We start from the raw sequence: 12,980 nt of genomic DNA, 5'->3' as shown, positions 1-12,980 counted from the left end.
GGCTCCGCGGCGGCGAAAGTGTTCGCGCACCAGACGCTCGAGCTCGGCGGCAAGACGCCGGTGATGGTGTTCGACGATTTCGATGTCGACCGCGCCGTCAGCTATGCCGCCTTCGGCGCCTTCATCGGCGCAGGCCAGACCTGCGTCTGCGCCTCGCGCCACCTGGTGCAGGCCTCGATCTACGACGAGTTCGTCGAGAAGCTGAAGCGCAAGACCGAGAGCATCCGGATCGGTGATCCCTTCGATGCCGCGACCCAGCTCGGCCCGGTGATCTCCGCCCGGCAGCGCGATCGCGTGCTGTCCTATTGCGGCTTCGGCCGCGACGACGGCGCGCGGCTGGTGGCCGGCGGCGGACCGGCCAGCGTGCCCGGTCACGAGAACGGCTATTTCATCCAGCCGACCGTGTTCGCCGACGTCAAAAGCGACATGCGCATCTTCCAGGAGGAAGTGTTCGGGCCGTTCACCTCGGTGACGCCGTTCAAGGACGAGGCCGAGGCCTTGCGGCTCGCCAATGATTCCCCGTTCGGGCTCGCGGCCGCGATCCGCACCCGCGACGTTGCACGCGCCCATCGCGTCGCAGCCCGCGTCAAGGCCGGCATCGTCTGGGTCAACGATCATCACCGGCTCGACCCGGCCTCGCCCTGGGGCGGCGTCGACGATTCCGGCGTCGGCCGTGAGTTCGGCACCGAGAGTTTCGACGATCATTTCAACAGCAAGAGCGTCATGGTCGCGACCCACGACGCGCCGTTCGACTGGTACCGCGACACGGCCGCGCAGCAGCGCCTGAATTAGCTTGAATTGCGGCGAGCCGGCGGCAAGACCGGCGATCGCTTCGTACGAATTGTTCAAGGGGGAGTAAACGTCATGACGTCAGTGAATGCCGGTGCGCGTCTCGACCGGCTGCCGATCTCGTCGTTCCACTACCGGATTTTCTGGCTGGTCGGCGCCGGCATGTTCTTCGACGGCTATGATCTCTATGTCGCCGGCGGCGTGCTGGCCTCCCTGATCCAGACCAAGTTCTCCACGCTGCCGCAGAATCTGCAGTTCATCTCGCTGACCTTCGTCGGCATGACGCTGGGATCGCTGATCACGGGATTCGTCGGCGACCGCTTCGGGCGGCGGTTCACCTATCAGGTCAACCTCCTGATCTTCGGGCTGGCGTCGCTGGCGGCTGCCTTCGCGCAGGACATGACGCAGCTCATCGCCTGCCGTTTCGTGCAGGGCCTGGGCCTCGGCGCCGAGATCGTCGTCGGCTATTCGACCATGACCGAGTTCGTGCCGCCGAAAACGCGCGGGCGCTGGCTGTCGATGATGGCATTCATCGTGGTCGCCGGATTTCCCGCAACCTCGCTGCTCGGCTATCTGATCATCCCGGCCTTCGGCTGGCGCCCGATGTTCGTGATCGCCGGTATCGGCTCCCTGTTCGTCTGGTACCTGCGCAAGAACCTGCCGGAATCGCCGCGCTGGCTCGAGGCCCAGGGCCGCACCGAGGAGGCCGAGGCCCTGATGCAGGCGATCGAGACGGAAGCAAGCGGCGGCAAGCCGCTGGCGCCGGTGGCGGCGCCGTCGCCCGCGCCGCTGGTCGCCGCGAGCGAACTGCTGCGACCGCCGCTGCTGCAGCGAATGGTCGTCGGCTGCTGGGTGCTGATCTCGATCAACACGCTGATCTTCGGCTTCGTGCTGTTCCTGCCGCAGTTCTTCCTGCGCCAGGGACTGACCATCACCAATTCGCTGGCCTACACGGTGGTGCTGTCGGCCGCGTCGCTGGTCGGCTGCGGGCTCGGCGCCTATACGTCCGACGCCGTCGGCCGGCGCTTCAGCATCATCGGCGCCTCGATCGTGACCATCATTGCCGGCTACGTCTATGCCCGTTTCGACGCCGCTTCCGATGCAGCCATCGTGCTGGCGATCGGATTCATCCTGATCGTCGCCATCTATGTGCAGACCGCGATCCTCTATGGCGTCTATACGCCGGAGCTGTTTCCGACCGAGATCAGGCTCCGCGCCAACGGCATCTGCAACATGTTCGGGCGCGGCGCCACCGTGCTGTCGCCCTTCATCGTCGGCGCGCTGATGGGATCCTACGGGCTGCCCGGCGTGATCTGGCTGATGACCGCCCTCGTCGTGGTCCAGATCCTGGTGGTGTGGGCCTGGGGCGTCGAGCCGCGCAACCGCGGCCTCGAGCAGGTCGCGGCGCAGGCGTGAGCCGAGCGCGGGCTGTCGGCTAGATCCACGTAGCCCGCGTGAGCGCAGCGACACGCGGGACCACCACCGAACATTTTCCCGGATGTCGCTTCGCTCATCCGGGCTACGCCTGCTGCCTGATCATTGTGGACCACGACGCGATTTCATCGTTTTGCTACTTTTGGTGGTTCAAAATGATGGCTCGTTTGATAGTGTCGCGCGCTCCCGCGCACCGCGCATCCCCGATATTCCCAGCCCCGTCGTCCGAGGCGATTTCATGAAACCGTCATTGAAGGTTCTGCTTGTCTCATGCGCAACGATCGGTGCGACGAGCCTGACGCTGGCACAGTCCGCTCAGCCTCCCTCCAATGCAACGCCGTCGCTGCAATATGCCAACCAAGGCTGGACCGACGACGACCGGCAGGCGTTCTACACGACGAGCCAGGGGTCGCACATGATCCCCTATCTGTGGTTCAAGGCGCTGCGCCGCCTCGATGTCGACGAGCCGTTCGCCGGCGACCAGCTCGTGCGCTACGGCTATCTGCCGAACGACAGGTCGAAGCTCAATCCCGAGGGGCTGCCGGTCGGCTTCGCCATCGACGGCGACGTGTCGACCGGCCAGCTCGGCATGAGCTGCGCCGCCTGCCACACCGGGCAGGTCGAATATCAGAAGGACGGCGTGACGCAGCAGCTCCGCATCGACGGGGCGCCGGCGCTGACGGATTTCCAGGCCTTCCTCACCGACCTCACCACGGTCAGCAAGGCGACGCTCGAGAATGCGGACCGTTTCGGCAAGTTCGCCCATGCCGTGCTGGGCAACCGCTATTCCGCGACGCGCGCCGAGGCGCTAAAGACTGACTTCGCCGCCTGGCTCAAGCAGTGGACCACCTTCATGGACAGGAGCCTGCCGGCGTCCTCCCCCTGGGGGCCAGGCCGGCTCGACGCCTTCGGCATGATCTTCAACCGTGTCGCCGGCAAGGACCTCGGCATCGACGCCAATTTCCAGACCGCCGATGCGCCGGTGAGCTATCCGTTCCTGTGGAACGCCTCGCGACAGGACAAGACGCAATGGACCGGCGGCGTTCCCAACGGCCTCTACATCAACGCGATCGGACGCAACGCCGGCGAGGTGTTCGGCGTATTCGCCGATTTCAGCCCGAAGAAGCGCCTGTTGCCGCCGCCGATCGACTACGGCCGAAGCTCGATCAAGTTCACCAACCTGCAGCAGCTCGAAGAAAAGATCAGAGCCTTGCGGCCGCCGCCATGGCCGTTTGCGCTCGACCAGACTCTCGTCGACAAGGGCCGCGTCATCTATGCCCAACAATGCGGTGGCTGCCATGATCCGAAGCCGTTGCCGGAGGGCACCTGGTTGACGCAGGTGCAGGCGGTCGGGACTGACCCCAGGACATATGACAACGCGCAACGGACCTCGCAGACCGGCATCCTCGCGGGCGAGCTGTCGCCCAATCCGCCGGGATCGCGGCTGTCGAACCCTGCCGCCACCGACGACGTCCTCGCCACCGTGGTCGTGGGCGCGCTGTTCGAAGATGCCTTTCCTCCGCTGCCGAAGCTTCCAAACCCCAACAGCGGAGTATGGCTCGCGATCCGGAAGGATTTCTCGGTGGTGCTGCCGGAATTGCAGAAGGTCTCGCTGCTTGGCCTGCTGCGCGACCGCGCGATGCTGGAGAACGTCAAGACGCATCTCCACGACCGCCTCGCCAACATCTACAAGCTGCCGGGCGACGCCCACGCCTATGAAGCGCGGGTGCTGCGCGGCATCTGGGCGACCGCGCCCTATCTGCATAACGGCTCCGTGCCGAACCTCTGGGAGCTTTTGACGTCACCGGCCCAGCGCCAGCCGTTCTTCATGGTCGGCAGCCGGACCTACGATCCGAAGAACGTCGGCTTCGCCACCGATGCCTCCCCGTTCAAGAGCGGCAAGCTCGCGGTGAGCGGCGCAGACGTGCAACCAGGCAACGGCAATGGCGGGCACGAGTACGGCACGGCGCTCACCGACGAGGAGAAGTGGGCGCTGATCGAATATTTGAAGCAATTGTGAGAGGTCGGTCTTCGCAGGGCGGATTAGCGAAAGCGCAATCCGCCTTCCGTCACCTGATCCTCACTGCTTGCCGGTCGAATCTACCTGCATCTGACGAGCGGCGGATTACGCTTCGCTGACCGCCTCACGAACTGCGACTCGGCGACGCCGGGTCCCGCGGTCGTCGCCCGGCCTGACCGGGCGACCCAGCATTCCAGAGACTTCCCCGTCGCGCCGGAGTGTCGCGCCTCACACCTTCCGATTTTCGGAAATTAACTTGACGCCACCCCCAAATCAGTGGCATTATGCGCCCGTCCTGCCGCCACAGGAGGGGCGCTTCGCGATCGTCACGGACGTGGGCGGTGGGATGCGATGGACGCGATGGTGTCAGCCGCGCTTTGAGCGTGTGGACGAATGGCATCGACGCGGACTGCGAAGGCGTGTGGTCCTGGCGCCCCGACGCTGGCGCTAAGTTGGCGGGTGATGATTCGCTGACGACGGGGGCAAGAAAGCCCGGTCCCCGGGGAGAGCACGCTATAAGCGTTAACACCATCGCGCAGGGAAGGCCGGTTGCTCCGGCTCGTACCTGTGGTGACTGCCGCCTGCGTTTCTTGTTGCAGGCGGGCCATGGGTGCGACCGGCACCCGGCCTTCCCTGCGCCCTCCCGATTTTCAGGGCGCGATGCTTGGTACAACTCGGGCAGATGATGCCGCGAGAAGGCCGATGCATGTCTCGTTGGAGCACCGTCATTGCGAGGAGCGCAGCGACGAACCAATCCAGTCTTTCTATCTGGGCAGCGATGGATTGCTTCGCTCGCAATGACGGTGGAGCTGTAGGGTGGGCAAAGCGGGGTTCTGCGCCGGAGTACACCACGCAACAGAAGAAGCGTGCCCACCATTGCACGGCTCTGCTGTCGAGGGAATGGTGGGCACGCTTCGGCCTTCGCTCTTCGAGCAAAGCCCGAATCCTTGCCCACCCTGCGAAACCTGCTGTTTGAAAGTCGAATCCGAATTCGATGACGAGCGCGTCAGATCGCGCGCGCGAAGCGACGGAAGCCGGGCACGCCGGTGATCGCCTCGAAATTCGCATCGCGCTGCGCGGCACCGGGCCGCGCTGCGACAGGAGAATGGTGCGGGCAATAAACTCGGCGTCGTCGGCGCGGCCCGCGCGTATCTTCGGCGCCATGGCTGCGATCGCCTCGCCAAGACCTCAGACGTTCTTCAGCGCGACGCGGAACTCGGCCTCGGTCTTGGCCTTGACCTCATCGAGGGTGACGCCGTCGGCGAGCTCGATCAGCGCCATGCCGTCATGGCCGTGCTTGTCGATGGTGAATACGGCGAGATCGGTCACGACCATGTCGACCACCCGCTCACCGGTCAGCGGCAGCGTGCATTGCTTCAGGAGCTTCGCGCCGTCCTTGGCGGAATGCTCCATCACCACCACGACGCGCTTGACGCCGGCGACGAGATCCATCGCCCCGCCCATGCCCTTCACCATCTTGCCCGGGATCATCCAGTTGGCGAGGTCGCCATTCTGCGCGACCTGCATCGCGCCGAGGATGGAGAGGTCCATATGACCGCCGCGTACCATGCCGAAGGAATCGGCCGAGGAGAAATAGCTCGTGGTCGGGAGCTCGCTGACGGTCTGCTTGCCGGCATTGATGAGGTCCGCGTCCACCTCGTCCTCATACGGGAACGGCCCCATGCCGAGCATGCCGTTCTCGCTCTGCAATTGCACGTCGATGCCGTCGGGGATGTAGTTCGACACCAGCGTCGGGATGCCGATGCCGAGATTGACGTAATAGCCGTCGTGCAATTCCTTCGCGGCGCGCGCCGCCATCTGCTCGCGGGTCCAGGCCATGGGCTTCTACTCCGTTGCGGCGGCAGCCGCCTTGTCGGGGCGCGGCCGGGTGTTGCGGAACTCGATGCGCTTGTTGGCCGCGCCCACCTCGACGATGCGCTTGACGAAAATCCCGGGGGTGTGGATGTGATCCGGATCGAGCTCGCCGGCCGGAACCAGATGCTCGACTTCCGCCACGGTGACCTTCGCCGCGGTTGCCATCATCGGGTTGAAGTTGCGCGCGGTCTTTCGGTAGATCAGATTGCCCGCGGTATCGCCCTTCCAGGCATGGACGATGGCGAGGTCGGCGAACAGGCCGCGCTCCATCAGGTACTTCTCGCCGTCGAATTCCTTCACTTCCTTGCCCTCGGCGATCAGGGTGCCGACGCCCGTCTTGGTGTAGAACGCGGGAATGCCGGCGCCGCCGGCGCGGATGCGCTCGGCCAGCGTGCCCTGCGGATTGAATTCGAGCTCCAATTCGCCGGCGAGGTACTGCTGGGCGAACAGCTTGTTCTCGCCGACATAGGACGAGATCATCTTCTTGATCTGCCGCGTCTCCAGCAGCCGGCTCAGGCCGATGCCGTCGACGCCGGCATTGTTGGAGACCACGGTCAGGTTCTTCACGCCCGAATCGCGTATCGCATCCGACAGCGTTTCGGCAATGCCGCACAGCCCGAAGCCGCCCGACATGATTATGATGCCGTCCTTGAGGAGGCCCTCGAGGGCCGACTTGGCGTCGGGATAGACTTTGTTCATGAATGCAGCCTGAGCGGGAGAGGGGCCGAAACGGCCGACATTGAGGGGATTATTAGGCGAAATCTTCGCAGTGCGTCAATGCGACCTTGTCCTGGCATGACGAAGCGGAGCTCGGCCGCACTGACCCGTAGCCTTACCGGAGCCACACTTCCGACATGGCCTTGAAAGCGTCAAGAAAACCCATCAAGTTGCGGGGGTTGGCGGGGGTTTGGCGCCCCCCGCCCGACTCTTCGACCAGCGACCCGACGCCACCCGATCAGGAATGTCATTGACGATGGCCCAAGGAATGCGGCGCCTGGGGACGCCGGTTGCGGCGTTGCTCGCCCTGGCGCTGGTCGGCCTCGCCGCGACCTCCTGGCTGATCAACCGCGACGCTCTTCGTCAGGCGGTGGAAGCGCAAATCCGCAACGTCACCGGGCTCGATCTCGTGATCAACGGCCCGATCGACATCTCGGTGTTTCCGGCAAGCTGCGTCTCCTTCCATGACGTCGGGCTGAGGGGCGCGGCGGCCTCCGATCCGGCCCTGCGCGTCGACGTGCTCACGGCGAATCTGAGATTGCTGCCGCTGCTGCTGCGGCGCTACGAGATCGCCGACGTCATGATGCTGCGCCCGCAGATCCACGTGGTGCGCGATGCCAGCGGCGACAGCAACTGGACGCCGTTCGTGCAGACCATCGCACGCACGATGAAACCCGGCGGCGACAACCAGATGTCGTTCTCCGAAATCCGCATCCAGGACGGCATTCTGGCGTATGAGGACGCCACCCGTCACGTCACCGAGAAGCTCGACGATATCGATCTGTCGCTGGCCTGGCCCTCGATCTCGCGCTCCTTCGCCGCGACCGGGCAGTTCGACTGGCGCGGCGAGCGGATCGACTCTTCGATCAGCGTCAGCGATTTCGTGGCCGCCCTGTCGGGCGACCGCGCCGGGCTGAAGGCGCGGCTGTCCAGCGCGCCGCTGAAGCTGGCGTTCGACGGCACGGTCGCCAACCGCACCAGCGCGATGATGGAGGGGACGCTGACCGTCGACAGCCCCTCGCTGCGCAACGCGCTGCAATGGACCGGGCAGGCGCCGCCCGGCGCCGGCGGCTTCGGCCGCTTCGCGCTGCGTGCGCGCGCCAACGTGGTGGGCGCCGCGATCGCGCTGACCAACGTCAATGTCGAGCTGGACGGCAATGTCGCCGAAGGCGTCATGACCTATTCCAACAACGGACGGCAGACCCTGCAGGCGACGCTTGCCGCCGACACGCTCGACTTCAGCCCCTACATCACCACCGTCCGCCTGCTCGCCAGCGGCGCGCGCGACTGGAATCACCAGTTGTTCGACCTCAACGCGCTGTCGGCCACCGATCTCGACATGCGGCTGTCGGCGGCGCGGGTCGTCGTCGGCACCACAAGGCTCGGCCGCACCGCGTTCGGCGCCAATCTGCGCGGCGGCGCGCTCGCGCTTTCCGTCGGCGAGGCGCAGATGTGCGGCGGGCTCGCCCGCGGCTCGTTCGGGATCGCGCGGGCGGACACGATGGCCGACGTCAAGGTGCAGTTCCAGTTCACCGACATCGACCTGCAACCCTGCGGCAACGACCTGTTCGGCGTCACCAAACTGTCCGGCCGCGGCAATCTCAACGTCTCGCTGATGGCGGCGGGCTCGAGCCCGTTCGGGCTCGCGCAGTCGCTCGACGGCACCGCGATCCTGACCGCGCATGAGGGGGCGCTCGCCGGCCTCAACGTCGAGCAGCTCTTGCGGCGGCTGGAACGGCGGCCGTTGTCGGGCGCCGGCAATTTCCGCACCGGCTCGACCCCCTATGACAATCTCACGGTCTCGCTGAAGTTCGCCAACGGCGTTGCGACTACCGACGACGTCCGCATCGAGGCGCCGTCGACCCGCATCACGCTGACGGGGTCGACCTCGGTGCCGAACCGCGAATACGATCTGAAGGGGACGGCGAGCCTGACCTCGAACGGCACCTCCAGCTTCGATCTGCCCTTCATCGTGCAGGGGCCGTGGGAGGATCCGCTGATCTTTCCGGACCCGGACAGCCTGATCCGGCGATCGCCGGCTTCGGCGCCGCTGCTGGACGCCCTCAAGGACAGGAAGACCCAGGACACCATGCGCTCGGTGCTGGAGCGGTTGACCGGCGGCGGACTGCGGCCGCCGCCACCCGATACCGAAGATCCCCCTGCAAGCAGCACGCCCAATGCCGCCGGAGAGTCGAAACCGAACTCCGGAGATTCGAAACCGAACTAAAGTGCAAGCGCGCTTTCTGCCGCACACCGCACATCGCGCTAGCTCGCCCCCCGCCGCTTGCGCTAGTGTTTTACCCAGCCGGTTAAATAGATCGGTTCGATCAGGGAGAAAGACGTGAAATCAAGGGGTAAGGCAATCCTTTCTGTCGCCATCGCGGCGCTCCTCTATACGGCAACGCCGGCATTTGCCCAGAAAACGATTACCGTCTGGTGGGGCAAGGGTTTCTACAAGTCCGAAGACGATGCGCTGCTCGATACGATCAAGAAATTCGAGGCCAAGACCGGCATCAAGGTCGAACTGTCGCAATACGCCATCCAGGACATGATCCCGAAGACGGTGGCGGCGCTCGACGCCGGCACCGTGCCCGATGTCGCCTATTCGGACACGTATGACGTCCAGGCGCAGGGCAAATGGGCCTATGAGGGCAAGCTCGAGGACCTCTCCGACGTGATGACGCCGATCCAGGACCGGTTCGCGCCGAACACGCTGGAAGCGTCGAAGCTCTACGACAACGTCGCCAAGAAGAAGGCCTATTACGGCTTCCCGCTGAAGCAGCAGAGCATGCACGTCCAGATCTGGAAGGACATGCTGGACAAGGCCGGCTTCAAGCCGGAGGACATCCCGAACGACTGGAACGGCTACTGGACGTTCTGGTGCGACAAGGTGCAGCCGGCGATCCGCAAGGCGACCGGCCAGCGCATCTACGCCGTCGGCCAGCCGATGGGCGTGGAATCGACCGATTCGTTCCAGTCGTTCTACACCTTCATGGACGCCTATCACGTCAAGCTGGTCGACGACGACGGCAAGCTCCTGGTCGACGACCCCAAGGTGCGCGACGGCCTCGTCCACGCACTGAAGGACTACACCGACACCTACGTCAAGGGCTGCACGCCGCCCTCCTCCACCACCTGGAAGGACCCCGACAACAACGTCGCCTTCCACAACAAGACGATCGTGATGACCCACAACTTCACGATCTCGATCGCGGCGAAGTGGTTCGAGGATTCCACCAATCCGGCACTGACCGATGCGCAGCGCGCCGCCGGCAAGCAGGCCTACGAGCAGGACATCATCACCGCGTCGTTCCCGAAGGCGCCGGATGGCTCGACCATCCGCTACCGCTCCGACGTCAAGACCGGGCTGATCTTCGCCAGCGCCAAGAACAAGGCGGAAGGCAAGCAGTTCATCAGCTTCCTGCTTCAGGAGGAAAACGTCCGGCCCTATATCGAGGGCGCGCTCGGCCGCTGGTTCCCCGTGACGACCGCGAGCCAGCAGAGCCCGTTCTGGCAGGCGGACCGCCATCGCAAGGCCGTCTACAACCAGTTCATGGGTGGCACCGCGCCGTTCGACTTCACCAAGAACTGGAAGTTCACCATCCTCAACAACGAGAACGTCTGGGCCAAGGCGATGAACCGTGTGGTCAGCGAGAAGGTCCCGGTGGAGAAGGCCGTCGACGAGCTGATTGCCCGCATCAAGGACGTCGCGGGCTAGCTTGCGTCTCCCTCTCCCCGCCCTTGCGGGGAGAGGGTCGGGGTGAGGGACTCTCTCAACGAGCGCAACTCGCGGAGAAAGCCCCTCACCCGGATCGCCACGGCGATCCGACCTCTCCCCGCAAGAGCGGGGAGAGGTGTAGCCAACCCCGGCAGCGGTTTGCATGGCCGGCCCTACGATTCGAGTCTGCACATGGCGATCACACTTTCCGCATCCGATGTCCCGCGCCCGCCGCTGTCGGCGCGGCTGTCGCCGCCTCAGGTGTGGGGCATCGTGCTGCTGACGCCTTATCTGCTGGTGTTCCTGGCGTTCGTGGTCTACCCGATCGGCTACGGGCTCTGGCTCGCGCGCCAGCCGGAGAGCTATGTCGCCCTCTACAACGACCCGATCTTCGCGCGGGCCGCGATCAACACGCTGATTTTCCTGTTGATCGGCATCAACGTCAAGATGCTGATCGCGCTGTTCCTGTCCGGCTTCTTCGTCGAGCAACGCACCTGGATCAAATGGCTGGCGGTGCTGTTCATCCTGCCCTGGGCGGTGCCGTCGATCCCGACCATCCTGTCGGTACGCTTCATGCTCAATCCCGAATGGGGCATGGTCAACCACATCATCTTCAGCCTCACCGCCGATGACGGTCCGAACTGGCTCAACGACCCGACCATCGCGCTGACCATGGCGATCGGCGTGCACATCTGGAAGTCGCTGCCGTTCTGGACCCTGATCCTGGTCACCGGGCGGCTCGCGATCTCGCACGACCTGTTCGAGGCCGCCTCCGTCGACGGCGCCACCTGGTGGCAGAAATTCCGCTACGTCACCTGGCCGTCGATGCAGACGCTCTACATCACCTGCACGCTGCTCTCGATGATCTGGACGCTCGGCGACTTCAACAGCGTCTACCTCCTGACCGGCGGCGGCCCGGCCGACCTCACCCACGTGCTGTCGACGCTCGGCATCCGCTATCTCCGTCTCGATCAGCTTTCGCTCGCGATGGCCTCGATCGTCTGCGCGCTGCCCTTCGTGCTGCCGCTGGTCTATTTCATGATGAAACGGCTGTCGCGATGAAGCTTCCCACACTGCGAGAGATTGGCACCGAAGCGCGGTTGCTGCTGATCGGCATCCCGGTCTTCCTGTGGACCATGATTCCGATCTATCACATGTTCCTGTTCGCGATCTCGCCGAAGGAGGACGCGTTCTCGGGCAAGCTGTGGCCCGATCATCCGACGCTGCACAATTTCGAGATCGTGTTCCGCCAGCAGCACTATTTCCTGCGCGATTTCTACGTGCAGTTCTGGAACTCGATGGTGATCGCGGCCGCGGTCGGCGCGCTGACCCTGTTCGTCGCGACTGCCGCGGCGTTCTCGATCTCACGGCTGCGCGTGCCCGGCGGGCGCATGGTGATGAACCTCGCGCTGTTCACCTATTTCATTCCGGCCGCGTTCCTGGCCGTGCCGATGTACCGGACCATGGCCACCTACGGCCTGCTCAACAATCATTGGTCGCTGATCCTGGCGATGGTCACGATCGCCTCGCCCTATGCGATCTGGGTGCTGAAGCAGGCCTCCGACAAGCTGCCGGTCGAGCTCGACGAGGCCGCCGTGATGGACGGCGCCACCACCTTGCAGATCTTCCGCCTGGTCTATCTGCCGCTGATGATGCCGTCGCTGGTCGCGATCGGCACCTATGCCGTGCTGCTCGCCTGGAACGAATATCTCTACGCCTTCCTGCTGCTCTCCAACGACCAGGAGATCACGCTGCCGGTCGCGCTCGGCAATTTCCTCGCCGCCGACGATTCGCCGTGGGAATTGCTGATGACCACCGGCTTCATCTACGCGTTGCCGCCGGCCGCGGTCTATTACGCCTTCCGCCGCTACATGGTCGGCGGTCTCACCGCAGGCGCGGTGAAGTCTTAAGCTCGTCGTCATCGCGAGGCGCCCCGGATCCGCAGGGTGGGCTGAGGCGCGCAGCGTCGTGCTCACCCTTCTCTCGATAGCATTGCTTTGCATGGTGGGCACGCTTCTGCCTTCGTGTGTCGAGCTTTCGTGCAAGGGGTCGCTTTGCCCACCCTGCGGCACCGAACAAGCGTCGATGTTCTCGCGACGGGATTCGTCCGAGCTTTGCCGAGACTTCACCCTCGAAAAATCAGAGGGCGCAGGGAATGCCGGGTGAAGGCCTCACCCATGGCCCGCCTGCAACAAGAAACGCAGGCGGCAGTCACCACAGGTTCAGCCGATCAACCGGCATTCCCCGCGCGATGGTGTTAACGCTTATACCGTGATCTCCTCGGTGCTCCGGGCTTTCTGGCCACCGTCGCTTTCCGGGTCGTACCGGAAAGCTTGATTCCAGCGTCGGGGAATCAGGACCACACGGCTTCGCAGTCCGCATCGATGCCGCTCGTCTTGCGACACCTCCGCGTCCACCGCATCCCCG

General features: G+C 64.7%; 9 protein-coding genes. 7 read left to right on the top strand and 2 right to left on the bottom strand.

From position 1 onward, the window contains the following. From JOY90_RS39705 to JOY90_RS39695, 3 genes are all read left to right on the top strand, one after another. Positions 1-792 (top strand): aldehyde dehydrogenase family protein (locus JOY90_RS39705; protein ID WP_291696533.1); only part of this gene is annotated, 792 nt, incomplete at its 5' end. Between the two features lie 72 nt (positions 793-864). Beyond that, a complete protein-coding gene (locus JOY90_RS39700) occupies positions 865-2,205 on the top strand; it encodes an MFS transporter (RefSeq protein ID WP_291696532.1) in 1,341 nt (446 codons plus the stop codon). Between the two features lie 256 nt (positions 2,206-2,461). After that, on the top strand, positions 2,462-4,243 hold the full coding sequence (locus JOY90_RS39695) for a di-heme-cytochrome C peroxidase (RefSeq protein ID WP_291696531.1): 1,782 nt from the start codon (positions 2,462-2,464) through the stop codon (positions 4,241-4,243). Positions 4,244-5,431: 1,188 nt separating this feature from the next. Here the strand turns inward: JOY90_RS39695 and JOY90_RS39690 are convergent. Both JOY90_RS39690 and JOY90_RS39685 read right to left on the bottom strand, forming a co-directional pair. After that, positions 5,432-6,082 (bottom strand): 3-oxoacid CoA-transferase subunit B, encoded by a 651-nt coding sequence (locus JOY90_RS39690; RefSeq protein ID WP_291696530.1) that lies wholly within the window; start codon positions 6,080-6,082, stop codon positions 5,432-5,434. Between the two features lie 6 nt (positions 6,083-6,088). Beyond that, positions 6,089-6,817 (bottom strand): CoA transferase subunit A, encoded by a 729-nt coding sequence (locus JOY90_RS39685; protein ID WP_291696529.1) that lies wholly within the window; start codon positions 6,815-6,817, stop codon positions 6,089-6,091. 274 nt (positions 6,818-7,091) lie between these two features. Between JOY90_RS39685 and JOY90_RS39680 the strand changes: the two genes are divergently transcribed. The 4 genes from JOY90_RS39680 (at position 7,092) to JOY90_RS39665 (ending at position 12,463) form a co-directional block, all read left to right on the top strand. Continuing rightward, complete coding sequence (locus tag JOY90_RS39680) at positions 7,092-9,062, top strand: AsmA family protein (protein WP_291696528.1); 1,971 nt, start codon at positions 7,092-7,094, stop codon at positions 9,060-9,062. A gap of 114 nt (positions 9,063-9,176) precedes the next feature. Then, positions 9,177-10,553 (top strand): ABC transporter substrate-binding protein, encoded by a 1,377-nt coding sequence (locus tag JOY90_RS39675; RefSeq protein WP_291696527.1) that lies wholly within the window; start codon positions 9,177-9,179, stop codon positions 10,551-10,553. Positions 10,554-10,745: 192 nt separating this feature from the next. Further along, on the top strand, positions 10,746-11,615 hold the full coding sequence (locus JOY90_RS39670) for a carbohydrate ABC transporter permease (RefSeq protein WP_291696526.1): 870 nt from the start codon (positions 10,746-10,748) through the stop codon (positions 11,613-11,615). Beyond that, entirely contained in the window at positions 11,612-12,463 is an 852-nt protein-coding gene (locus JOY90_RS39665) for a carbohydrate ABC transporter permease (RefSeq protein WP_291696525.1), read from the top strand. The genes JOY90_RS39670 and JOY90_RS39665 overlap by 4 nt, the downstream gene beginning before the upstream one ends. Positions 12,464-12,980 lie beyond the last annotated feature (517 nt).

It is taken from the genome of Bradyrhizobium sp. (genome assembly GCF_019242285.1).
In the GTDB taxonomy this organism is placed as follows: Bacteria; Pseudomonadota; Alphaproteobacteria; order Rhizobiales; family Xanthobacteraceae; genus Bradyrhizobium.
Note: the sequence above shows the minus strand (reverse complement) of the source record. Positions and strands in the feature narration are given on the sequence as shown.